The following is a 24,554-nucleotide window of genomic DNA, read 5'->3' on the forward strand; positions in this document are numbered from 1 at the left end:
TGCTGGGTCAGCTTCCAATCCTTACCACCATCACCTTCCTGCCGGGCCTTGGCGCGATCGCCATCCTGGTGCTGCGCGCGCTGATGCGCAAAGAGGACGGGGCCTCGATGGAGCGCAATGCCAAGGGCGTGGCGCTGTTCGTGACGCTCTTCGTGCTCGCGCTGACCGCGCTGCTCATGGTCGAGTTCGACCCGAGCGTCGCCGGGTTCCAGTTCGTCGAGGAAGCGGCGTGGCTCGCCGAGGTGGGAATCTCCTACCGGATGGGCGTGGACGGCCTGTCGGTGCTGTTCGTCCTGCTGACGGCCATGTTGATGCCGATCTGCATCCTGGCGAGCTGGAAACTCGAAAAGCGCGTCGCCGAGTACATGGCCGCCTTCCTCCTGCTGGAAATGCTGGTCATCGGCCTGTTCTGCGCACTCGACCTGATCTTGTTCTACATCCTGTTCGAGGGCTCGCTCATCCCGATGTTCCTGATCATCGGGGTGTGGGGCGGCCAGAACCGGATCTATGCCGCGTTCAAGTTCTTCCTGTTCACGTTTGCCGGCTCGGTGCTGATGCTGATCGCGATGATCACCATGTATGCCCAGGCAGGGACGACGGACATCACGCAGCTGCTGACCTACGAGTTCGGGCGCACGGCGCAGATGTGGATGTGGCTCGCCTTCTTCGCGTCCTTCGCGGTGAAGATGCCGATGTGGCCGGTCCACACCTGGCTGCCCGACGCGCACGTCCAGGCGCCGACGGCCGGGTCGGTCATCCTGGCCGGTATCCTGCTGAAGCTGGGCGGCTACGGCTTCCTGCGCTTCTCCCTGCCGATGTTCCCGCAGGCCAGCGAGTTCTTCGCGCCGATGGTCTTCGCGCTTTCGGTGATCGCCATCGTCTACACCTCGCTCGTGGCGTTCCGGCAGACCGACATCAAGAAGCTGATTGCGTATTCCTCCATCGCCCACATGGGCTATGTGACGATCGGCGTGTTCACGATGACCGAGCTCGGCGTGCAGGGCGCGATCTACCAGATGTTCTCCCACGGGCTGGTGTCGGGTGCGCTCTTCCTGTGCGTCGGCGTCATCTATGACCGCTTCCACACCCGCGATATCGGCTTCTACGGCGGTCTCGTGCACAAGATGCCGGTCTTTGCCGTCTTCTTCGGCCTGTTCGCGATGGCCAATGTGGGTCTTCCCGGCACATCCGGCTTCATCGGCGAGATCATGGTCATGACCGGCGCCTTCCAGGTCGCTCCGTGGGTGGCGGCCGGCGCAGCCCTGGGCGTGATCGGCTCCGCGATGTACATGCTGACCATGTACAAGAAGGTCGTGTTCGGCGAACTGACCAACACCAAGCTGGAAGTGGCCACGGACCTGAATGCCCGCGAATGGATCAATCTCGGCGTGCTCGCCGTGCTGGCGATCTATCTCGGCTTCTTCTCCACGCCGATCACCGAGATGACCGAAGCCTCGGTCAACGCCCTCATCAATCAGTACCAGGGCGCGCTCGCCGCGCCGGTTCAGTAAGCTCGAAGCAAGGCTCCCGTCATGACCGTGCAAACCCTTCTGGCCGATCTCAGTCTGATGACGCCGGAACTGATCCTTGCGATCGGCGCCATGGTGCTGTTGATGGTCGGCGTCTTCGCGGGCAAGGACGAGCTGAAGGTCGCCCGTCTGGTAAGCTGGCTTGCGATCGGGCTGCTGGCGGCGGCGGCCATCGCGTCGATGCTGCTGTCGACCGGCGTTTCGACCACGGCCTTCGAAGGTGCGTTCATCCACGACACCTTCTCGCTCTATGCCAAGTCGGCGATCTATCTGGCGGCCATCGTCGCTATGATCCTGGCTATCAACTATCTGGAGACCGAAAAGCTCGCGCGGTTCGAATACCCGGTCCTGATCGTTCTGGCCGTGACCGGCATGTCGCTGATGGTGTCGTCCAACGACCTGATGACGCTCTATCTCGGCCTCGAGATGCAGTCGCTCGCGCTCTACATCCTGGCCGCCTTCAACCGTGACAGCCAGCGCGCGTCCGAAGCCGGGCTGAAGTATTTCGTGCTGGGCGCACTCTCGTCGGGGCTGCTGCTGTACGGCGCATCGCTGGTCTACGGCTTTGCCGGCGGAACGAGTTTTGCGGCTATCGCCGCGGCGGCCGAGAGCGATCCGGACTCGCTTGGCTTGCTCTTCGGTCTGGTCTTCCTGCTCTCCGGCCTCGCATTCAAGGTTTCCGCAGCGCCGTTCCATATGTGGACCCCGGACGTCTATGAGGGGGCGCCGACGCCGGTGGCAGCCTTCTTCGCCACCGCGCCAAAGCTCGCCGCGATGGTGCTGATCGCGCGCGTCCTGACCGAGCCCTTCGCCGCGATGGCCGATCAGTGGCAGCAGATCGTGATCGTGCTGGCCATCCTGTCCATGGGGATTGGCGCGTTCGGCGCACTCATGCAGTCCAACATCAAGCGCCTGATGGCCTATTCCTCGATTGCCAACATGGGCTACGTGCTCGTCGGCCTGGCCTCGGGGACGCAGATCGGCGTCTGGGCTGTGCTGCTCTACATGACGCTCTACATCGTCGGCGTCGCCGGGACGTTCGGCGTGATCCTCTCGATGCGCCGGTCGGAAGGCATGGTCGAGCGCGTCGAAGACCTGTCCGGCCTGGCCCAGACCAATCCGGGCCTCGGTCTGGCGATCACCGGCCTGCTGCTGTCGATCGGCGGCATGCCCTTCCTGGTCGGCTTCTTCGGCAAGCTGTTCGTGTTCTACGCCGCGGTCGAGGCCGGGCTGATCTGGCTCGCGGTCGTCGGCGCGCTCTTCTCGATTGTGTCGATCTCCTACTATCTCGCCATCCTGAAGCGGGTCTGGTTCGACGAGCCGCGCGGGGAATTCCTGCCGGCCCCGGCAGGGGTGGCGGCGGTGACCCGCATTGCCGGCCTGTCCACCGTCGTGCTTCTGCCCTTCGTGGCGCTGCTGTTTGCTCAGGTCATCCGGGCCGGGGGCGGGATTGGCGGCTGATCTGCGCTTCGCGCACCTCAGCGAGGTCGATTCCACCAATGAAGAGGCCCGCCGCCGGGCGCTGGCCGGCGAGCGCGGCCCGATCTGGATCCACGCGGACCGGCAGAGCGCGGGGCGGGGACGCCGCGGGCGGGCCTGGAGTGATGCGGGCGGCAATCTGTTCTCCACCGGGCTCTATACGCTCGACACCGGGACCGAGCGCGCGGCGCAGCTCTCCTTTGCAGCGGCCCTGGCCGTCGGCGAGGTTGCACTTGCGGCCGGAGTCGATCCGGCGCTCGTGACTCTGAAATGGCCCAATGATGTGTTGATCGGCGGAGCGAAATGCGCCGGCATTCTTCTGGAGTCCGGCTCGCTGCCCGACCGCAGGCTCTGGCTCGCCGTCGGCATCGGGATCAACCTGGCCAGTCACCCGGAAGGCACAGAGCGGCCCGCGACCGACCTGTCGGTGCATGCAGACACGCTGTCGCCCGAGGCGGCGGTACAGATTCTGGCCGCTCGATTTCAGACCTGGTTCGAACGGTGGCGCGATCACGGCTTCGCCCCGTTGCGCGATGCCTGGCTGGCGCGGGTGCACGGGCTGGGCGAACGGTGCGAGGTCCGCCTGGATCAGGAGACGCTGACCGGCGTCTTCGCCGATCTCACGCCCGATGGCCGGCTCAGACTTGATTTGGCCGATGGCACGAGACGCTATATTGCGGCCGGTGACGTGTTTTTCCCGATGGCGGGCCGATCATAAGGATGTAGCGTCATGCTGCTGGCAATCGACGAGGGTAATACCAATACGCTGTTTGCCGTGCATGACGGCGAACGCTGGATCGCCGAATGGCGCTCGGCCACGCACACGACGCGGACCGCTGACGAATACGCGGTCTGGCTGTCGGCACTTCTGGAGATGAAGGGCCTGACGGTCAGCGACCTGACCGACTGCATCATCTCCTCGGTCGTACCCCAGTCCCTGTTCAACCTGCGCAACCTGTCGCGGCGCTATATCGGCGTGGCGCCGATGGTCATCGGCACGCCCGAAGTCGATCTCGGCGTGGAGGTGCGCATCGACAAGCCCTCCGAGGCGGGTGCGGACCGGCTGGTGAACGCCGTGGGCTGCCGGGCGAAATATGACGGAGCGCTGATCATCGTGGACTCCGGGACTGCGACCACGCTCGATGTCGTTTCGGCCGACGGGGCCTTCGAAGGCGGGGTCATCGCGCCCGGGATCAACCTGTCCATGCAGGCGCTTCACAGCGCGGCGGCGCGCCTGCCGCGCATCGCGATCGAGCGCCCCGACCGCGTGATCGGAAAAAACACAGTGGGCGCCATGCAATCGGGGGTCTTCTGGGGCTATATCGACCTCATCGACGGTCTGATCGCGCGGGTTCGTGACGAGTACGGCGAACCGATGACGGTGATCGGGACTGGCGGGGTCGCGTCTCTCTTCGAAGGCGCCTCGACCTCGATCGAGCATTACGACCCGGACGTGACGATCCGGGGACTTTACCAAATCTGGCAGCGTAACAAAGGCAAGGTGACGTGACGGCGGACAAGGACGCGCTTTATTTCGTACCGCTTGGCGGGTCCGGAGAAATCGGGATGAACCTGAACCTCTACGGCTACGGGCCGGAAGAGGATCGCAAATGGCTCATCGTCGACTTCGGGGTCACCTTCGGCGATCTGTCGACACCGGGCATCGACGTGATCCTGCCCGATCCGAAATTCATCGAGGAGCGCAGCGAAGACCTGCTCGGCATCGTGCTGACGCACGGCCACGAGGATCATATGGGCGCAGTCGCCCATATGTGGGAGCGCCTGCGCTGCCCGATCTACGCGACCCCGTTTACCGCCTGGTTGATGCGCGACCGGCTGGCGGAGCGGGGCCTGCTGAAGAAGGCCGAGGTTCACGAGATCGGGCTCTCCAGCCGGTTCGAGATCGGGCCGTTCGACCTGCAGATGATCACGCTGACCCACTCCATTCCCGAGCCGAATGGGCTCGCCATCCGCACGCCCGCCGGGCTGGTGCTGCATACCGGCGACTGGAAGATCGATGCCGACCCGCTGCTGGGCGAGTCCACCGACGTGGCGGCAATCGAGGCCCTGGCCGACGAAGGCGTGATGGCGATGGTGTGCGACAGCACCAATGTCTTCACGCCCGGCGAGGCCGGGTCGGAGCTGGGCGTACGCGACAGCCTGATCGAGCTGGTCGGAGAACAGACCGGCCGGGTCGCGATCGCCGCCTTCGCGTCGAATGTCGCGCGTCTGCAGACCGCCATCGAGGCCGCCGAGGCCAATGGCCGCCGGGTCTGCCTGGTGGGCCGGTCGATGCACCGCATGACCGCCGCCGCGAAGGCAGTGGGCATGCTGTCTGCGACCCAGCCCTTCGTGGAGGAAGAGGAGGCGGGCTATTTCCCGCACGACAAGATCCTCTATCTGTGCACCGGCAGCCAGGGCGAACCGCGCGCGGCGTTGTCGCGCATTGCGACCAACAGCCACCGCAACGTCACCCTGAATGACGGCGATGCCGTGATCTTCTCCTCGCGGATCATCCCGGGCAATGAGAAGGGGATTTTCGAGCTGATGAACCAGCTGGCGTCGCGCGGCGTGAAGATCATCACCGAGAAGGACCGCCACGTGCACGTCTCCGGCCATCCGTGCCGGGACGAGCTGCGCCAGATGTATGAATGGGCGCGGCCGAATGTGGCGATCCCCGTGCATGGCGAGCGCCGCCACCTGATCGAGCACGCTGCGCTGGCCAGCTCGCTGGGCGTGCCCCACACGCTGACGCCGCACAATGGTGCGATCATCCGCATCACGCGGGACGGAGCGGAGATCGTCGACGAGGCGCCGGCCGGGCGTCTGCACCTGGACGGTAAATTCCTGGTCGATGCCCAGGCGGAGTCGATCCGTGAACGCCGCAAGCTGTCTCATGCCGGCATCGTGACGCTGGCGGTATCCGTAGACCCGCGCGGTCAACTGATTGCCGGCCCGGACGTGCGCGGCATCGGCCTGCCCGACAGCAGTGAATTCGACCTGGACGATTTCCTGGATGCCCTTGCCGATGCGGCCGAGCGGGCGTTCGATGGTCTCGGCAAGAAGGAGCGCCGCGATCTGGAAACGATCGAGGAAGCGCTGCGCCGGGCGGTGCGCCGGGAAGCCGACCGGATCTGGGGCAAGAAGCCCATCGTTGAAATCATGGCGCTGAGCGCCTGAGGGAGAGCGAGCATGAAGATCGGACGACTGAACCATGTCGGTGTGGCCACGCCGGATGTCGAGGCGGCGGCCAGGACCTATCGCGAGCTGTACGGCGCGGACGAGGCGAGCGACCCGATCGAGCTGCCCAAGCTTGGCGTGAAGGTCATCTTCGTGCGCATCCCCAATATGCAGATCGAATTGATCGAGCCGCTGGGCGCCGCCAGCCCGATCCACAAATTCCTCGAGAAGAACCCCAAGGGCGGCCAGCACCATATGTGCTTCGAGGTGCCCGACATCATTGCCGCTCGCGACGCGATGCGCGAGCGCGGCGCGACCATTCTGGGTACCGGCGAACCCTATACCGGGGCGCATGGCGTGCCGGTCATCTTCGTCCACCCCAAGAATACGGGCGGCGTCCTGGTCGAGCTGATGCAAGAGCCGGAAGGCGAACACGCGTGACCCGCGCCCTGCAAATCCTGGTCGTGGCCCTTGCTGCCGCGATTCTGGTCTCCCAGCTCTTCATCCGCAATGGCGGGGTCGGCTTCGTCAACGGCCTGGTTGTCTACCTGATCGGCTGGTGGACGGTGCTGTTCGCCGTCCTGCCGCTGCAGATCACCGGGCAGCACGAGACCGGAGAGATCGTGGCGGGGTCCGAGCCGGGAGCGCCGGTCGATCCCGGTCTGAAGCGCAAGGCCTGGCTCACCTCTGTGGTGATGGCCTGCCTGTGGCTGGTCTATTTCGTGGTGTTCGAGTTTGGCCTGATCCCGGTCGGACAATTCTTTCTGCCCAATCCGGTGAGCGGGTAGCTCACAGCCTTGCCGGAATCAGGGCGAACAGTCTAAACCGGCTGAGAACCTGAATTTTCCCCGCGCAAGACCGATAGAAGGCGTGCTTCATGGCCGGCTCTCACTCTTCTGGCGGCGCAGGTGCGTTCAGCGCGTTCGAGTTCATGCTCGCCTTCCGCTATCTGCGCACCAAGCGCGTCCATGGCGGGGTCACGCTGATCTCGGTCATCTCCTTTGTCGGCATCATGCTCGCGGTCGGCGCCCTGATCGCCGTGATGAGCGTGATGAACGGCTTCCGCCACGAACTTCTGAGCCGCCTTCTCGGCGTGCAGGCGCATATCTATGTCTACTCGGCCGATGTGGAGACCGGCGATCTCGACGCCATGCTGAGCGAGATCAATGGCCTGGACGGCGTGAACTATGCCGGGCCGGTCGTGGACGGGCAGGGGCTGCTGACCTCGGGGCGGCGGGCCTCCTTCGCGCAGGTGGTCGGCGTGCGGCCGCAGGACCTCTCCCGCTTCAGTCTTTTCCAGGAAGGCGAGGGTCGCGACGCCGCCTTCACCCAGGGCCAGTTCGCGGGCTCCATCGAGGGGTTTGGCGAGGGGCATAATGGCGGCGACGATGTGATCATCGGTTCGCAGATTGCCGCCCAGCTCGGCGTCTCGGTCGATGGCGATGTGCGCCTGATCTCGCCCCAGGGCGCCGCGACCCCGATGGGTACACTGCCGCGTCAGAAAACATACCGCGTCGGAGCGGTCGCCTCGGTCGGCATTCATGATGTGGACGCCATTCTGGTGCTGATGCCCATCGAGCAGGCCATGGTCTTCTTCAACCGCGACGGGCCGGACCGGATTGAGGTGCGGATCGACAATCCCGGCGACCCCGACCCTGTGGTCAACCAGCTGCGCACCCTCTATCCCAACGCGGTCGTGCGCGACTGGCGCGAGCAGAACCGCCAGTTCTGGGACGCGCTGCAAGTGGAGCGCAACATGATGCGCATCGTGCTGTCGATCATCGTGCTGATCGCGGCGATGAACATCATTTCCGGCCTGGTCATGCTGGTGAAGAACAAGAGCCGCGACGTGGCGGTGCTGCGCACGATGGGGCTGAGCGAGGGTGCGGTGATGCGCATCTTCCTGATCGCGGGGGCGACACTGGGTGTGCTGGGTACGGTTGCCGGCATCCTGCTGGGCCTGCTCGCCGTGGTGTTCATCGGCCCGATCCAGGATTTCTTCAGCCTGGTCTTCGGCGTGAACGTGTTCGACCCGAGCGTGTACCGGCTCTACCGGCTGCCTGCGCGCCTGGCCGCCAGCGATGTGATCTACGCGTCGCTCTTTGCCTTCCTGGCCTCGCTTCTGGCCACGCTAGCCCCGTCCTGGCGGGCAAGCCGCATCGATCCGGTGGAGGCGCTGCGCTATGAGTAGTCCGGCCCTGTCGATCCGCAATCTGGTCCGCATCTACGAGACCGAGGGTGAGCGCCTTCAGGTATTGCGCGGCGCAGATCTCGATCTCTACCCCGGCGAGCTCGTCGGTCTGGTGGGACCGTCCGGCTCGGGCAAATCCTCCCTGCTTCACGCCGCGGCACTTCTGGAAAAGCCTACCGCAGGCGAAGTGATCATCGAGGGCGTGAACGGGTTGAGCCTGCCGGACAAGATGCGCACGGCCATCCGCCGGCGCCAAGTGGGTTTTGTCTATCAATTCCATCACTTGCTGCCTGAACTTGATGCCCTCGAGAACGTCGCCCTGCCGCGGCGCATTGCCGGCGCCGGGGTGAAGGAGGCGCGCGAGGCTGCACGCGTTCGGCTTGAAAGCCTCGGGCTGGGCGGGCGTCTGGATCACCGGCCGGGCCAGCTCTCCGGTGGAGAGCAGCAGCGCGTGGCGATCGCCCGCGCGCTCGTCAACGATCCCAGGATCGTGCTGGCCGACGAGCCGACGGGCAATCTGGACCCGGCCACGTCCGACCAGGTCTTCGATGCGCTCAGCGCCGCCTGCCGCGATGCCGGCGCAGCCGCCCTGGTGGCCACGCACAACCTGGCCCTGGCCAAGCGGATGGACCGGGTGGTCACGCTTGTCGACGGACTGGTCGAGGCCTGCGCGCCGAAAACGGCCTGAACGCGCACCCCGCAGATTTTTTCCACAAATCGATACAGCCGGGTTGACAGACGGAACAAAAGAAGAATACACAAGGAAGAACAAAACAAGAAACATTCGGTTCTTCGCAAACAACACAGGGGATTAGTCATGCGTCGACTGCTTCAGGAAACCACGTCCGCGGTCATCGTTTTCGGCTTCATCGGAGCCGTCCTGACCTGGGGTGCCGCGTTCGCCGGCTGACCCTGGGGGCGGGGTCGGGCTAGGCTGGTCTCACGCGTTGCGTCGTCCAGTACAGGTCAGCCCCCATGTCCGACATGCCCTTCATCCATCTGCGTACGCGCTCGCCGTACTCGCTCCTCGAAGGGTCGCTGCGGATCAAGGACATGGTGCGGCTCTGCCGCCAGTACGAGATGCCGGCGATCGCGCTGACCGACACGAACAATTTGTTCGGCGCGCTCGAATTTTCCGAGGTGATGGCGGGCGAGGCGATCCAGCCCATCTGCGGGGTCACGCTATCGGTGCGGCTGGAGGAGGTGCGCGCGGGCGAACGCGCCGAGCCGGACGGGACTCTGGTCCTGCTGGCCCAGGACGAGACCGGCTATGCCAATCTCATGGCGCTATCCTCCAAGGCCTATCTGGAGGTCGGCCCGACCGAACCGGCCCATGTCCCGTTCGAATCCGTACTTGCCCTCAATGCCGGTCTGATCTGCCTGACCGGCGGGCCGGACGGTGCCCTGAACCGGCTGCTGGCCGAGGGGCGGGACGGCCCCGCGCTCGACTTGCTCTCGGGGCTTCACGAGGCGTTCGGCGACCGGCTCTATGTGGAACTCCAGCGCCACGGGCGGCCGGAAGAGTTGAAAGCCGAGGCCGTCCTCGTCCGCGAGGCGTATTCGCGTGCCTTGCCACTGGTTGCGACGAACGAAGCGTATTTTCCCGAGCCCAAGGACTACCAGGCTCACGACGCGCTCCTGTGCATCGCCGGGGGCACGTATGTCACGGTCGACGACCGGCGAAAGCTGACGCCCGAACACGATTTCAAATCGCCTGGCGCGATGGCCGGCCTGTTCAAGGATCTGCCAGAAGCCATTGAAAACACGATCGAGATCGCGCGCCGATGTTCGTATCGCCCAGTCACCCGTGACCCTATTCTGCCGCGTTTCCCGAGCGAGGGTGATCGCGACGAGGCTGAGGAGTTGCGCGTCAGGGCGCGCGAAGGCCTCGATGCCCGCCTGTCCAAGGTCGCCCCGTCGGCCGAGCGGGAAGTCTACGACCAGCGTCTCGAGCACGAGCTTTCCATCATCGAGGGGATGGGCTTTCCCGGCTATTTCCTGATCGTTTCGGACTTCATCCAGTGGGCGAAGGCGCACGACATTCCCGTGGGGCCGGGCCGGGGGTCGGGCGCCGGTTCGCTGGTTGCCTGGGTGCTGACGATTACCGATCTCGATCCGCTGCGCTTCGGCCTGCTGTTCGAACGCTTCCTGAACCCGGAACGCGTGTCGATGCCGGACTTCGACATCGACTTCTGCCAGGAGCGGCGCGGGGAGGTGATCCGCTATGTGAAGGATCGCTACGGCGCGGACCGGGTCGCCCAGATCATCACATTCGGTTCGCTCCAGGCGCGCGCCGTGGTGCGCGATGTCGGCCGTGTGCTGCAGCTACCCTTCCCGGTGGTCGACCGGATCGCCAAGCAGATTCCGAACAACCCGGCGCAGCCGGTCACGCTGGCCGAAGCGGTCGAAAGCGAGGCCAAGCTGGGCCAGATGCGGCGCGAGGACGAGGCGGTGGACCGGCTTATCACCGTCGCGCTCCAGCTGGAGGGCCTGCTCCGCAACGCGTCCACGCACGCGGCCGGCGTGGTGATCGGGGACCGCCCGCTGACCGAACTCGTCCCGCTCTATCAGGATCCGCGGTCCGAGCTTCCTGCGACCCAGTTCAACATGAAATGGGTCGAGCCGGCCGGCCTGGTCAAGTTCGACTTTCTCGGTCTGAAAACGCTCACCGTGATCGCCCGCGCGATCAAGTATATCGAGGGCGATGGCGGCGGCGTGATCGACATGGACACGCTGGGCTTCGACGACCCGGCGACCTACGAGCTTCTGGCATCGGGCGGGTCCATCGGCGTGTTCCAGCTGGAAAGCTCGGGCATGCGCGACACGCTCAAGAAGCTGAAGCCGGATACGATCGAGGACGTGATCGCGCTGATCTCGCTCTATCGCCCCGGCCCGATGAAGAATATCGACGTCTATGTCGACCGTAAATTCGGGCGCGCCGAGCCGGATTATCTCCACCCCGATCTCGAGCGCGTGCTCAAGGAGACCTACGGCGTCATCATCTATCAGGAACAGGTGATGCAGATCGCCCAGATCCTGTCCGGCTATTCTCTTGGGGAAGCCGACCTTCTTCGTCGTGCCATGGGCAAGAAGAAGAAGGAGGAGATGGACCAGCAACGTGTGCGCTTCAAGCAGGGCGCCGCGGAGAAAGGCGTCGACGAGGCCAAGGCGGACTTCATCTTCGACCTGGTCGCGGAGTTTGCCGGCTACGGCTTCAACAAGTCGCACGCGGCCGCCTACGCGCTCATCGCCTACCGGACCGGCTGGCTGAAAGCCAACCACCCGGTTGCCTTCATGGCGGCGCTGATGAGTCTCGATATCACCAACACCGACAAGCTGGCCGTCTTCTTCCAGGAGACACGGCGCATGGGGATCTCGGTCGAGGCGCCGGATGTGAATGCCTCCCGGGCCGATTTCTCGGTGGAAGGGGGGCGAATTCTCTATGCGCTCGGCGCAGTGCGCAATGTCGGCTTTGCCGCCATGGAGCATGTGGTGGCGGTGCGCGAAGCGGGCGGTCCCTTCCAGGATCTGTTCGATTTTGCTGAGCGTGTGGATCCGCGCCAGGTCAACAAGCGCGCTTTCGAGAATCTCGCACGATCGGGGGCCTTCGACAGTCTGGAACCTGACCGGGCCAAGGCGTTTGCTGCGGCCGAGACCCTGATTGCGTTGTCCCAGCGCGCTCACGGTGAACGGGAATCGGCCCAGGCTTCGTTGTTCGGCGGTCCGGCCGCGGGCGGGGACAGCCTGGAAAGGCCATCGCTTCGCGAGCCCGACCCGTGGGATCCGGTCCAGCGCCTGGACGAGGAATTGTCCGCGATCGGGTTTTACCTGTCAGGCCACCCGCTCGACGACATGCGTCCGGCGCTGGCCAAGCGCGGCGTCTCCCTGTTTGCCGATCTGCCGGCGAGGGCGGCTGAGGGCGCCCGCGCAGCCAGGCTTGCCGGCGTCGTCCGGCGGCGCCAGGAAAAGGTCTCGCAGCGCTCGGGCGACAAGTTTGCCTTCCTGACGCTTTCCGACCCGTCCGGTGAGTTCGAGGCGCTCGTTCCGCCCAAGATTCTCGCCGACATCCGCGACGTGCTCGAACCGGGCGCGGCGGTCATGGTCACCGCCAAGATCGAAGATAACGATGGCGAGATCCGGCTGATCATTGAGGGCGCGGAAACCCTCGATCCGTTCGCGGTCGAGCATGCCGGTGACGGCATGCGCGTGCACCTCGAAGACCCTGGCGCCCTCGACCAGATTCGCAGCCGCCTCGACCGGGCCAACGAGCGCGAGGGTGTGCCGCGCGGCGGTGTCCATATCCGGCTCGGGCTGAGCGACGGACAGATCGCCGAAGTGCGTCTGGCCGGCCAGCACGCAATCGACCCTGCCACGCGCGCCGCGCTCAAGCAGGTGGGCGGCGTGCTTGAGGTGGAGACGCTCTGATCCCTTGCGCCACGCGGCCAGATGGAAGCGAGCCTTGCTTCCGGCAGCCGGGCGGCGCGCGGTGTTTTCAGGGTTTGCACCGGGGCAGGGTTGCTTTACGGCTTCGTCCGGTGGCGTGGCCGTTACATTCAATTGGACGCTAGGCTGCACAGCGCTTGAGTGAAAGCGGTTCGACGGCTTGCCGCAGAGCCGCGTAGCTCGTATAAGCGCGCGCGATTCCACACACGGGGCATCGGCGTGAATGGTTCACGTCGTTTTCCGGTGTTTCGGCCCGGCTTGCCGGTCCGCGACTCCGCCCTGTGGAGGCCAACCGGAAAAGGAAAAACGATATGGCCCTTCCCGAATTCTCCATGCGCCAGCTGCTCGAAGCCGGTGCGCACTTCGGTCACCAGACCCACCGCTGGAACCCGAAGATGAAGCCCTTCATCTTTGGCGAGCGTTCCAACATTCACATCATCGACCTGTCCCAGACCGTGCCGCTGCTGCACCAGGCTCTGGTCAAGGTACGTGAAGTTGCCGCCGGTGGTGGCCGCGTCCTGTTCGTCGGCACCAAGCGCCAGGCGTCCGAGCCGCTCGCACAGGCTGCGCAGCGCTGCGCCCAGTACTACATGAATCACCGCTGGCTCGGCGGCACGCTGACCAACTGGAAGACCATCTCCCATTCCATCGCGCGCCTGCGCGAACTGGAAGAGCTGCTGGACCGCGAAGGCGGCCCGCAGGGTCTGACCAAGAAAGAAATCCTGAACCTGACCCGTGAGCGCGAGAAGCTCGAGCGTTCGCTGGGCGGCATCAAGGAAATGGGCGGCACGCCGGACCTGATGTTCGTGATCGATACCAACAAGGAATCGATCGCCATCCAGGAAGCCAAGCGCCTGAACATTCCGGTCATCGCGATCGTCGATACCAATAGCGACCCGGATCCGATCGACTATCCGATCCCGGCCAATGACGACGCGGCGCGCGCCCTGGCGCTCTACTGCGACCTGATTGCCGATGCGGTGCTCGACGGCATCTCCGACAGCCAGGCGGCATTCGGCATGGATCTTGGCGAGTCCGGAGCTCCGGTCGAACCGGCGCTGTCCAAGGAGGCCCCGGTCGAGGAAGCTCCGGCTGAAAAAACTCCGACCGAAGCCGCTCAGGCCGAAGCGTCCCCTGAAGGCGCAGCGTCTGAAAAAGCTCCGGCCGAAGACGCCAAGTCCTAATACGCGGCCGTCGTCGCATCTGAACAAACAGGAGACCTCCCCATGGCCCAGATCTCGGCCTCCCTGGTTAAAGAACTGCGTGACATGACCGGTGCAGGCATGATGGACGCCAAGAAAGCGCTGACGGAAACCGATGGCGACATCGAGGCTGCCGTCGACTGGCTGCGCAAGAAGGGTCTGTCCAAGGCCGCCAAGAAAGCCGATCGCGTGGCCGCCGAAGGCCTTGTTGCGGTGGCGTCGGCAAAGAGCGGCAAAGGCATGGCCGCCGCTGCGGTTGAAGTGAACGCCGAAACCGACTTCGTGGCGCGTAACGAGAAGTTCCAGACCGCCGTGCGCGAGATCGCCGAGCTGGCGATCGAAGCCGGCGAGGTCGGCAAGCTGTCGCAAGCCAAGACCGCTTCCGGTGCGAGCGTCACCGACGCCCTGACCAGCCTGATCGCCACGATCGGCGAGAACATGTCGCTGCGCCGCATGGCAGCCTTGAGCGTCGATGCAGGCGTTGTGGCGACCTATGTTCACAACGCGATGGCTGACAATATGGGCAAGATCGGCGTTCTGGTCGCGCTCCAGTCGGAAGGCGATGCCGGAAAGCTGGAAGAGCTTGGCCGCAAGATCGCGATGCACGTGGCGGCCGGTGCGCCGGCCGTTGCGCTCGCCTCGACGGTCGAGGATCTCGATCCTGCGGTCGTGAACAAGGAACGCGAAGTGTTCGCCGATCAGGCGCGCGCCTCGGGCAAGCCGGACAACATCATCGAGAAGATGGTGGAAGGCCGCCTGCGCAAGTTCTTCGAAGAAGTGGTTCTGCTCAAGCAACCCTTCGTCTTCGACCAGGACAAGTCGGTCGAACAGGCGATCAAGGATGCGGAAGCCGATGTCGGCGCTCCGATCCAGTTCGCCGGCTTCGAGCGCATGGTGCTCGGTGAAGGCGTCGAGAAGAAAGAGGAAGACTTCGCCGCGGAAGTGGCTGCAGTTTCCAAATCCTAGGCTATGGTGCGCGGGCGTTGGCAGCGAGTCTGCCAGCGCCCGTAGTCTGTATGGTGGCGAGAAAAGTGCGGGGAACGACATCGTGAGCGACGACTCTGAGGACATTATCCGCCCCGTACCGTCCGGTCCCTATCGGCGGGTCCTGCTGAAGATTTCGGGCGAAGCCCTGATGGGCTCGCAAAATTACGGCATCGACATGGAGACCGCCGAGCGCATTGCCGGCGAAGTCGGCCAGGCGGTCAATGCCGGCTACGAGCTGTGCCTGGTCATCGGCGGCGGCAACATCTTCCGCGGGCTTTCGGCCGCGGCCAAGGGGATGGACCGGGCGGCAGCCGACTACATGGGCATGCTGGCCACGATCATGAACGCCCTGGCCATGCAGACTGCGCTCGAGCGCAGCGGCGTGCCCACGCGCGTGCAGTCGGCGATCCCGATGATGACGATCTGCGAGCCCTATATCCGGCGGCGCGCCATCCGGCACATGGAGAAAGGCCGCGTGGTCATTTTCGCGGCCGGGACGGGCAATCCGTTCTTCACCACCGACACCGCTGCGGCGTTGCGCGCGGCAGAGATGGGCTGCGAGGCCTTGTTCAAGGGCACGCAGGTGGACGGAGTCTACGATGACGATCCGCGCAAGAACCCCAATGCCAAGCGCTTCGAGAGCCTCGACTATATCGATGTGCTGGCCAAGGACCTGAAGGTCATGGACGCTTCGGCCGTGACTTTGATGCGCGACAACCAGATCCCCATCGTGGTGTTCAACATTCTTGAAACCGGCGGGCTTGCCAATGTGCTGGACGGCAAGGGTGTCTCGACGGTCGTGGGCAAACCGGCCTAGAACCGGGCCCGAGAGACAAGACAAGCGGGAAGGATATATTCGATGACGACAGCGAATTTCGATCTGAAAGACATCAAGCGGCGCATGGAAGGCGCGGTCGAGGCGCTCAAGAAGGAATTCTCCGGCCTGCGGACCGGCCGCGCCCATTCGAGCCTGCTGGATCCGATCAAGGTCGATGCCTACGGCTCTCTCACACCGATCTCCCAGGTCGGCACCGTGTCGACGCCGGATGCGCGCATGTTGTCGGTTCAGGTCTGGGACAAGTCGCTGGTCGGCGCCGTCGACAAGGCAATCCGCAACTCGTCTCTGGGACTGAATCCCGTAGTTGAGGGCACGCTGCTGCGGATCCCGATTCCGCCGCTCAACGAAGAGCGGCGCCAGGAACTGGCCAAGACGGCCGGCAATTATTCGGAGCAGGCGCGCGTCGCGGTCCGCAATGTGCGGCGCGACGGAATGGACGCGCTCAAGCGCGCGGAAAAGGATGGCGAGATCGGTGAGGACGAGCACAAGAAGCTCGCCGACCAGGTCCAGAAATCCACCGACGCGAGCATCGAACAAATCGACCAGCTTCTGAAGTCGAAGCAGGAAGAGATCATGCAAGTCTGACACCGGGTACCGGGTCAGGAGAGGCAGTCATGGCTGCGCACACGCAAGCCCCAGAGCCGCTTCCGCGCCACGTCGCCATCGTCATGGATGGCAATGGACGCTGGGCGGCCAAACGGGGCCGTCCGCGCGCTTTCGGTCACCGGGCGGGCGTCGAGGCCGTGCGCCGGGCCGTGCGTGCCGCCGGGGAGCTGGGCCTCACTCATCTGACGCTGTTCGGATTCTCGACCGAGAACTGGCGCCGGCCCGCCGAGGAGATCGACGCGCTGTTCGATCTCCTGCGCCGCTTCGTCCAGGCCGACCTCGACAAGCTGGACGCCGAAGGGGTGCGCGTGCGCATCCTCGGACGCCGGGACAATCTGAACGACGACATCCAGCAGATCGTGGAAAATGCCGAGGCGCAGACCCGGCATAATGACCGGTTCCATCTCGCGATCGCATTCAATTACGGCAGCCGGGACGAGCTGGTCAGAGCCGCGCGCAAGATGGCCGCCGCCGCAGCGGCCGGCGAGCTGGATCCCGCAAATCTCGACGAGGCCGGCTTCGGCCGGTTTCTGGATACGGCAGACCTTCCCGATGTCGATCTGGTCATCCGCACCAGCGGCGAGCAGCGGACCTCGAATTTTCTCCTGTGGCAGGCCGCTTACGCAGAATACGTGTTCATCGAGACGCTCTGGCCCGATTTCGACAAGAGTATACTTGCCGATTGCCTTGCCCAGTATGCATCGCGCGACAGGCGGTTTGGCGCCGTGAAACTGAATGACCCAGTCTGACCCGCAGGCGGCCTCGAAAGCCCGCGATCCCGTTCTGCTCAAACGCATCCTGTCGGCACTGATTCTGGCACCGGTCGCGCTCGCATGCGTGATCGCGGGCGGACAGGCCTTCTCGATCTTTATTGCCGCCTTCTCCGCCGCGATGGCGTGGGAGTGGATTCGCATGTCCGATGCCACCGCTCGGCCACGCGCCTTCGCGACCGCGACAGGCACGGCGGTGGGTGCGGCTCTGCTGGCCGCGCAAGGTACGCCGGTCTGGGCGGCTTTCTGGATTCTCGCCGGATCGGTCGGTGTCTTCATGGACCGCAGACCCCGAGGCGGAGCGACGATCTCGCTGCTCGGAGTGCTCTACGTGGCGGCAAGTACGGCGCTTCTCGTCGCAATGCGCTCGCAGCCCGAGACCGGGCTGATCAGCGTGCTTTATCTGCTGGCCGTGGTCTGGAGCGCGGATACCTTCGCGTATGTCGCGGGCACGTGGCTTGGCGGCCCCAAGCTTCTGCCGGTGGCAAGTCCCAACAAGACCTGGTCGGGTCTGGTCGCCGGCCTGATCTTCGGCGTGGCCGGGGGGACGCTTCTGGCGGTGAGTTTTGAACTCGGCGCCGGACATGCCGCCCTTGTCGCGCTGCCCATCGCACTCGCGGCGGTGCTGGGCGATCTGGTGATGTCGTTGGCCAAGCGGCGTTTTGGGGTTAAGGATGCCGGCTCCGTCATCCCCGGCCATGGCGGTGTCCTGGACCGGGTCGATGCCTTGATGCTTGCCACGCTCGTGGCAGGAGGATTGATGCTGATGGCTCCCCAAGTCTGGCCTGTGGGCACACTGTGATGACACGCCAGGTGACCATTCTCGGATCGACGGGCTCGGTCGGACAGGCGACGCTTGACCTTCTAAGGCGCGCGCCGGAGGGCCAGTATTCGGTGACCGCCCTGACGGCGCACAGTAATCTCGACGCCTTGTGCGCGCAGGCGCGAGAGTTTCGTCCGCGTTTCGTCGCGATCGGTGACGAACGCCTTCATGGGGCGTTGAAGGCGGCACTCGCAGGTACCGGGATCGAGACCGGGGCGGGCGCCAAGGCTCTGTGCGAGGCGGCGGCCCTTGACGCGGACTGGACGATGGCCGCCATCGTGGGGGCTGCAGGCCTGCCACCGACGCTTGAAGCGGTACGCCGCGGCAAGACGGTTGCCTTCGCCAACAAGGAAGCCCTCGTATGCGCAGGGACGTTGTTCATGCGCACGGCCGCAGAGGCGGGCACGTGCCTGTTGCCAGTGGATTCCGAACACAACGCCATCTTCCAGGCCCTTGCCGGCCAATCGATGGATCAGGTTCGGCGGATCATCCTGACCGCTTCGGGCGGCCCGTTCCGCCAATCCAGCCGCGACGCAATGGCGCGGGCGAGCCGGGAGGACGCGCTGGCGCACCCGACCTGGTCGATGGGCGCGAAAATCTCCATAGATTCCGCGACCATGATGAACAAGGGGCTCGAAATCATCGAAGCCTGCCACCTGTTCGATCTCCCGCCTGCGCGCGTCGATGTGCTGGTCCATCCGGAATCCATCGTGCACGGGCTGGTCGAATACGTGGACAGCGGACTTCTGGCCCAGATGGGGTCGCCGGACATGCGAATCCCGATCGCGCACGCGCTGGCGTGGCCTGAGCGCCTGGCGACTTCGGTCGAGCGGCTCGACCTCGCGGCCCTTGGCAGGCTGACGTTTCAGGCTCCAGATGAGGACCGGTTTCCGGCCCTGAGCCTTGCCCGGCAGGCGATGGAAGAAGGGCAGGCGGCCTGCATTCTGCTCAATGCGGCGAACGAGATTGCCGTTGAGGCTTTCCTGAACGGTCAGATCGGCTTTCTTGACATTGCCGCCCGGGTTTCTGACGCTCTCGACTGGCTGGTTCACAGCCCGTTCAGCGGGCATCCGGTTTCCTCGTTCGAGGACGTGTTCGAGATTGATACTGCGGCCCGCGAGGAAACGCGCCGCCAGATCGGTCTTCAGGCTGCGGAGTAGGGGGCTCTCCGCGCCGCAAGGCGATAGGTGAGGGAAAACTGAATGTTCGAGACACTCTCTTCCGGCCTGTTGAGCCTGATCGCCTTCGTGGCCGTGATCTCCTTCGTGGTGGTGATCCACGAGCTGGGCCATTTCTGGGTCGGGCGCCGCTTTGGCGTTCACGCAGAGGTCTTCTCCATCGGATTCGGCCCGACGCTGGTGTCCTGGACCGACAAGAAAGGGACGGACTGGCGGATCGCGGCCCTGCCGCTGGGTGGCTATGTGCGGTTTCTGGGCGATGAGAACGCCGCCAGCGCGTCGGATGCCGAGACTCTGGACCGGCTGCGCAGCGACCATGAGTGCGCCGATCAGGTCTTTCATTTCAAGCCGGTCTGGCAACGCGCCCTGATCGTCGCCGCCGGACCCATTGCGAATTTCCTCCTGGCAATCCTGGTCTTTGCCGCGCTCGGCATGATGCGCGGTGAAGTCCGCATGGAGCCTCTGGTCGGCACGGTGCTCGAGGAGTCACCAGCGGCCGAAGCCGGGTTCGAACCGGGCGACCTGATCGTGTCGATTGAGGGCCGGCGCGTCGAAGGCTTCTTCGACGTGACGCAGGCCGTGTTCATGCGCGCCGGCGAACCGCTGGAAATCGTGATCGAACGTGACGGCGAACGCCGGACGCTGATCGCAACACCTGAGCGACGGGTTCTCGACGACCCTCTGGGCGGGCAACGCGCGCGCGGTGTTTTGGGCGTCAGCCTGTCGCCCGAGGCGCAGGTCACGACACAACGCTATTCCGTGCTGGAAGCGCCGATCTATGGCGTGAGACAGACCGCCGAAACTGTTGGCCAGATTCTTGACTACATGGGCAGGCTGATCACGGGACGCGCTTCGACCGAGTATCTCAACGGTCCGATCGGCATCGCCACGACGGCCGGACAGATCGCCAACATGGCCGTCGACGCGAATGGGACAGCCCAGGTTGAAGGGGCAGGTCCGAGCGGTGCCGACCGTCTGGTCAGACTTGCCGGGGGGCTGCTCGGGCTTTCCGCGCTTCTTTCCGTGGCGCTGGGATTGATGAATCTCCTGCCCATTCCGGTACTCGACGGCGGCCACCTGCTGTATTACGCCTACGAAGCCGTTGCGAAGCGTCCTCCCAGTCAGGCGATCCAGATGACCGGTTTCCGGTTGGGGCTTGCCCTCTTGCTTGGGATGATGCTTGTAGCGACCTGGAACGACATCAGTTATTTGCGCGATTTGTTTTCTTGATCGATCGCGTCGGGTGAGGGACCGGAAGACGCTTATGTTGAAATATTTCAATGGTCTTGGCGCAGCATTCGCGTCCGTGTTCCTGCTCGCCTCCGGCGCGCAGGCCCAGGAATCGACGCCGGCGCTGACCGAGACCGACGTCCCGGTTGCCACTCAGGCCCAGAGCGCCGAGCAGGACCGCCAGCAAATCCTGCAAATCCTGGTGGAGGGCAATCGCCGCGTCGAAGCGGATACGATCCTGTCCTATCTGTTGATTCAGCCCGGTGACGTGCCGGAGCCCCGCCTGATCAACCTCTCCATCCAGACCCTGTTCCAGACCGGCCTGTTTTCAGACGTCCGCGTGGCGATCGATGGCCCCACGCTGGTTCTGTATGTGGAAGAGAACCCGATCGTGAACCGGGTGATCCTGGAGGGCAATCGCGCGATCGCCGACGACAAGATTACCGACGAGATCGAAATTCAACCGCGCGCCATCTTCACCCGAGCGCGCGCCCAGTCCGACGTTCAGCGCATTCTCGAAGTCTACCGCCGGTCGGGCCGCTTCGCGGCGCAGGTGACGCCAAAGATCGTCGAGCTCCCGCAGAACCGCCTGGACCTGGTCTTCGAGATTTCCGAAGGCCCGGTTACTGGCGTTCGCCGCATCAACCTGGTGGGCAACCGCGCATTCAGCGATTCCGAGCTGCGCGGCGAGATCGTGACGCGCGAAGCACGCTGGTGGCGTTTCTTCAGCTCGAACGACAATTACGACCCCGATCGCCTGGAATATGACCGCGAACAACTCCGGTCGTTTTACAACGACCGTGGCTTTGCCGATTTCCGGGTCGTCTCCGCGATTGCCGAGCTGACGCCGGACCAGGAAGACTTCTTCATCACCTTCACCATGGATGAGGGCGAACGCTACAATTTCGGCGAGATCAGCGTCTCCACCGAAATCGCGGACCTTGACGAGGAATATCTGGCCCGCATCGTCGCGACCCAGCCCGACCAGCTCTATGTCGGCAGTCAGATCGAGGAGTCGATCGACACGCTGACCTTCGCGGCCGGTGCAGCCGGTTACGCCTTCGTGGACATTCGCCCGCGCGTCACGACCAACCGGGAAGATCAAACGGTCGATATCGAGTACGTCATCAACGAGACGCCGCGCGTCTATATCGAGCGCATCGACATTGTCGGCAATACGCGCACGCTCGACCGCGTGATCCGGCGCGAGTTGCAGATCGTGGAAGGCGATGCCTTCAACCAGGCGCTGCTCGACTATTCGCGCAACCGCGTCCGCTCGCTGGGCTTTTTCGAAGAGGTCGAAGTCGAGCCGATCCAGGGCAGCACGGCCGACCGCGCACAGGTGCGCGTCAACGTAACCGAACAGCCGACCGGTGAACTCGCCTTCGGGGCGGGCTTCTCCTCCACAGATTCCTTCCTGGTCGATTTCTCGATCTCCGAGCGCAATCTCCGAGGCCGCGGGCAGTTCCTGCGCCTGCGGGTTTCGGCCAGCTCGCGCCGTCAGCAGATCGATATCCGCTTCACCGAGCCTCGCTTCCTGGACCGCAATCTCGCGGCGGGTATCGATATCTTCCAGGTCAGGACCGATTTCTCGCAGGAAGCCTCATTCGAAACCCAGTCGACCGGGTTTTCGCTTCGTGCCGGATTCCCTCTGACGCGCTCGGTATCGGGCAGCGTGAACTACACGCTGCGTAATGACGAGGTGAATACCTTTGGCGGTGTGTCGCCATCCATTCTCCGCGCGGAGGGCGCGCGTCTCACATCGCTGCTTGGCTATTCGGTGTCCTGGGATCGCGTCGATAACAGGAATGAGCCGACCAATGGCTTCCGTGTCGCCTTCAATCAGGACATGGCCGGGTTCGGCGGCGATGTGCGATACGTCCGATCGGAACTTCAGGCGGGCATCTACCGAAACGTTTTCCGGGACGATATCGTCTTCTCCGTTACCGGTGAGACGGGGCTTCTGCTCTCCTGGGGCGGCGATACGGCGCGGATCAATGACCGCTTCTTCAAGGGCGGCAATTCATTCCGCGGCTTTGAAACGGCCGGTATCGGGCCGCGCGTCGTTCAGCGCCAGACCGGCACGGACGAACTTGCGTCCGGGGATGCGCTGGGCGGTAACTTCTATGCCATCGGCGCAGCGGAACTCGCTTTCCCGCTTGGTCTGCCCGAACAATACGGCATCCGCGGCAGCATTTTCACGGAAGTGGGCACGCTTGGCCTTCTTCCTGACGAAGATCAGATCGAAGATCTCGGCGGGACCGCGGCCTACACCGTGGACCGCCTTGAACCGCGCGTGTCCGCAGGCGTGTCGATCTTCTGGGATTCGCCCTTCGGTCCGGTCCGATTCGACTTCGCAGAGGCGCTCGTGAAAGAAACCTACGATCGCTCCGAATTCTTCCGCTTCAGTACAAGAACAGGGTTCTAGTCCAATGCTGCGTACCTTCTCCAAACTTCTCAGCACGCCCGCGCGCCTGCTGCTTGCTTCGCTCGCTCTGGCTGGCGGTCTGGCCGGCGCGGCGTCAGCGCAAAACGTGCTGGTCATGAACGAGCAGCGTATTCTCGCCGAGAGCGCGGTCGGCCAGCATATCGCCACCCGCGTGGAGCAGATCGGCAACGAGATTGCGGCCGAGCTCACCCCCATTCGCGAGCAGATCCAGAGCGAGAGCGAAGCGCTCAACACCGAGACCTCCTCGCTGACCGAAGACGCCATCCAGCAGCGTCCCGACCTCGCCCAGCGCTTCCAGGCGCTGCAAGTCGAAGCGCAGCGCTTCGAGCAGACCCGCCAGGTTCGCCAGCGTGAACTGCAGGTCACACAGCGCCGTGCCATGGTGCCGGTGATGGAAGCGCTTGAGGAAATCCTGCAGGAAATCGTCAACGAGCGCGGCGCCGACATCCTGATCGATCGCGCCAACCTGGTTTTCGCCACGGAAGCGGTCGATATTTCCGACGCGGCCATCCAGCGCCTGAACTCGCGGATGACCACGACGCCGGTCAATCGTGTGCGCCTGTCGGTCAACGAGGCCGGCGAAGTGCAGATGACCGAAGACCAGTAGGTCCCGAACATGGCAGTCGATACGCGGTTCTACGAGCTTCTCGGCCCGCTTTCGGCTGACGACATTGCCTCGCTCGCCGGCGGTGAACTCGTCGGCGAGGGTGGGCGTGAGGTTCATCAGATCGCCGCACCGGCCAAGGCCGGTCGCGGCGATCTGTTTTTCCTGACCGATCCGAAAGCCGCCGATGCGGTCCAGGCGAGCGATGCCGTCATCCTTGTTTCCGACCCGCTTGTCGCGGAGCGTCTGGCGAGTGCGGGCAATAGTGCCGTGGTGACCTCCAGCCCGCGTGCGGCGCTGGCGCGGGCGACACGTCACCTCATCCGGCCCAGGGAACATCTCGGCGAATCGCTGATCAGCGCCGATGCCGAGATCGACGGCTCCGCCCGGTTGTCGCCGGGCTGCATCATCGGACCAGGGGCGCGGATCGGTGCGGATGCGCGGATCGGGGCGGGCGCGGTTATCGGACCGGGCGTCGAAATCGGCGCATCCACGCGGATCGGTGCGCGCGCCGCGATCGGCTTCTCGCTCATCGGGGAGCGGTGTGACATTTCGGCCGGAGCAATTCTGGGCGAGACCGGGTTCGGGCTCGCTTACGAGAATGGTGAAATGCTGACCCTGCCTCATGTCGGGCGGGTCATTCTGGACGACGAAATCACCCTTGGCGCCAACGTCACGATCGACCGCGGCATGTTCGACGACACGCATCTGAAGAAGGGTGTGCGCGTCGATAACCTCTCCCACATCGCCCACAATGTCGTGGTCGGCGAATACTCGGTGATGGCTGCCTTCGCGGGCGTCTCCGGCAGCGTGCGCATCGGGCGCGGCGTCCAGTTCGGCGGCCGGGTCGGTGTTGCCGATCACCTTGAGGTCGGCGACCAGGCGCGCCTGGCGGCCGACTGCGCGATCATGCGCGATGTCCCGGCCGGGGAGACCTGGGCGGGGTCGCCAGCCCAGCCGATCCGCAACTTCATGCGTGAAACCGCCTGGATCCGACGGGAAAGCGAGCGCGCGCGCAAGCGACGAAGCAAGACCTCCTAGACAC

The 24,554-nt window shown here is 64.5% G+C and carries 21 protein-coding genes; all 21 read left to right on the forward strand.

Features of this window, described 5'->3' with window-relative positions; all coding sequences use genetic code 11:
- Positions 1-2: 2 nt before the first annotated feature.
- The 21 genes from PGP17_RS13045 to lpxD all read left to right on the forward strand — a co-directional run bounded on the left by PGP17_RS13045 (position 3) and on the right by lpxD (position 24,550).
- Complete coding sequence (locus tag PGP17_RS13045) at positions 3-1,511, forward strand: NADH-quinone oxidoreductase subunit M (RefSeq protein WP_375283739.1); 1,509 nt, start codon at positions 3-5, stop codon at positions 1,509-1,511.
- Between the two features lie 21 nt (positions 1,512-1,532).
- The gene (gene nuoN, locus PGP17_RS13050; RefSeq protein ID WP_135943632.1) at positions 1,533-2,990 is read left to right on the forward strand and encodes an NADH-quinone oxidoreductase subunit NuoN; all 1,458 of its coding nucleotides are present in this window, start codon (positions 1,533-1,535) and stop codon (positions 2,988-2,990) included.
- Complete coding sequence (locus tag PGP17_RS13055) at positions 2,980-3,726, forward strand: biotin--[acetyl-CoA-carboxylase] ligase (RefSeq protein ID WP_270375791.1); 747 nt, start codon at positions 2,980-2,982, stop codon at positions 3,724-3,726. The genes nuoN and PGP17_RS13055 overlap by 11 nt, the downstream gene beginning before the upstream one ends.
- Positions 3,727-3,738: 12 nt before the next feature.
- Positions 3,739-4,518 (forward strand): type III pantothenate kinase, encoded by a 780-nt coding sequence (locus tag PGP17_RS13060; protein ID WP_270375792.1) that lies wholly within the window; start codon positions 3,739-3,741, stop codon positions 4,516-4,518.
- Positions 4,519-4,574: 56 nt separating this feature from the next.
- Positions 4,575-6,188 carry a ribonuclease J gene (locus PGP17_RS13065; RefSeq protein ID WP_442915168.1) on the forward strand — a complete coding sequence of 538 codons (1,614 nt, stop codon included), beginning with the start codon at positions 4,575-4,577 and terminating at the stop codon, positions 6,186-6,188.
- 12 nt (positions 6,189-6,200) lie between these two features.
- Positions 6,201-6,629: a methylmalonyl-CoA epimerase gene (gene mce / locus PGP17_RS13070; RefSeq protein ID WP_270375795.1), complete on the forward strand. Its 429-nt coding sequence runs from the start codon at positions 6,201-6,203 to the stop codon at positions 6,627-6,629.
- Positions 6,626-6,976 carry a DUF1467 family protein gene (locus PGP17_RS13075; protein ID WP_135943636.1) on the forward strand — a complete coding sequence of 117 codons (351 nt, stop codon included), beginning with the start codon at positions 6,626-6,628 and terminating at the stop codon, positions 6,974-6,976. Before mce ends, PGP17_RS13075 begins: the two co-directional genes overlap by 4 nt.
- 89 nt (positions 6,977-7,065) lie before the next feature.
- The gene (locus PGP17_RS13080) at positions 7,066-8,379 is read left to right on the forward strand and encodes a lipoprotein-releasing ABC transporter permease subunit (protein ID WP_270375796.1); all 1,314 of its coding nucleotides are present in this window, start codon (positions 7,066-7,068) and stop codon (positions 8,377-8,379) included.
- Positions 8,372-9,067, forward strand: coding sequence for an ABC transporter ATP-binding protein (locus tag PGP17_RS13085; RefSeq protein WP_270375798.1), 696 nt, complete (start codon positions 8,372-8,374; stop codon positions 9,065-9,067). Before PGP17_RS13080 ends, PGP17_RS13085 begins: the two co-directional genes overlap by 8 nt.
- Positions 9,068-9,354: 287 nt before the next feature.
- Entirely contained in the window at positions 9,355-12,804 is a 3,450-nt protein-coding gene (gene dnaE / locus PGP17_RS13090; RefSeq protein WP_270375799.1) for a DNA polymerase III subunit alpha, read from the forward strand.
- A gap of 329 nt (positions 12,805-13,133) precedes the next feature.
- A complete protein-coding gene (rpsB, locus tag PGP17_RS13095; protein WP_270375800.1) occupies positions 13,134-14,006 on the forward strand; it encodes a 30S ribosomal protein S2 in 873 nt (290 codons plus the stop codon).
- Positions 14,007-14,048: 42 nt separating this feature from the next.
- Complete coding sequence (gene tsf, locus PGP17_RS13100) at positions 14,049-14,990, forward strand: translation elongation factor Ts (protein WP_135943641.1); 942 nt, start codon at positions 14,049-14,051, stop codon at positions 14,988-14,990.
- Positions 14,991-15,072: 82 nt separating this feature from the next.
- Positions 15,073-15,828, forward strand: a complete 756-nt coding sequence (gene pyrH, locus PGP17_RS13105) for a UMP kinase (protein WP_135943642.1) — start codon at positions 15,073-15,075, stop codon at positions 15,826-15,828.
- 42 nt (positions 15,829-15,870) lie between these two features.
- Positions 15,871-16,434, forward strand: coding sequence for a ribosome recycling factor (gene frr, locus PGP17_RS13110; protein WP_135943643.1), 564 nt, complete (start codon positions 15,871-15,873; stop codon positions 16,432-16,434).
- 29 nt (positions 16,435-16,463) lie between these two features.
- Positions 16,464-17,204: a polyprenyl diphosphate synthase gene (gene uppS, locus PGP17_RS13115; protein WP_135943644.1), complete on the forward strand. Its 741-nt coding sequence runs from the start codon at positions 16,464-16,466 to the stop codon at positions 17,202-17,204.
- Positions 17,191-18,027: a phosphatidate cytidylyltransferase gene (locus PGP17_RS13120; protein ID WP_270375802.1), complete on the forward strand. Its 837-nt coding sequence runs from the start codon at positions 17,191-17,193 to the stop codon at positions 18,025-18,027. The genes uppS and PGP17_RS13120 overlap by 14 nt, the downstream gene beginning before the upstream one ends.
- Positions 18,027-19,208, forward strand: coding sequence for a 1-deoxy-D-xylulose-5-phosphate reductoisomerase (gene dxr / locus PGP17_RS13125; protein ID WP_270375803.1), 1,182 nt, complete (start codon positions 18,027-18,029; stop codon positions 19,206-19,208). The genes PGP17_RS13120 and dxr overlap by 1 nt, the downstream gene beginning before the upstream one ends.
- A gap of 42 nt (positions 19,209-19,250) precedes the next feature.
- Positions 19,251-20,456 carry a M50 family metallopeptidase gene (locus PGP17_RS13130; protein ID WP_135943647.1) on the forward strand — a complete coding sequence of 402 codons (1,206 nt, stop codon included), beginning with the start codon at positions 19,251-19,253 and terminating at the stop codon, positions 20,454-20,456.
- A 34-nt stretch (positions 20,457-20,490) separates the two neighbouring features.
- Complete coding sequence (gene bamA, locus PGP17_RS13135) at positions 20,491-22,884, forward strand: outer membrane protein assembly factor BamA (protein WP_270375804.1); 2,394 nt, start codon at positions 20,491-20,493, stop codon at positions 22,882-22,884.
- Between the two features lie 4 nt (positions 22,885-22,888).
- On the forward strand, positions 22,889-23,512 hold the full coding sequence (locus tag PGP17_RS13140) for an OmpH family outer membrane protein (protein ID WP_135943649.1): 624 nt from the start codon (positions 22,889-22,891) through the stop codon (positions 23,510-23,512).
- 9 nt (positions 23,513-23,521) lie between these two features.
- Positions 23,522-24,550 (forward strand): UDP-3-O-(3-hydroxymyristoyl)glucosamine N-acyltransferase, encoded by a 1,029-nt coding sequence (gene lpxD / locus PGP17_RS13145; RefSeq protein WP_270375805.1) that lies wholly within the window; start codon positions 23,522-23,524, stop codon positions 24,548-24,550.
- The last annotated feature ends 4 nt before the right edge of the window (positions 24,551-24,554 follow it).

Origin of the sequence: Marinicauda sp. Alg238-R41 (assembly GCF_947331485.1) — a bacterium.
Lineage (GTDB): Bacteria > Pseudomonadota > Alphaproteobacteria > Caulobacterales > Maricaulaceae > Marinicauda > Marinicauda pacifica.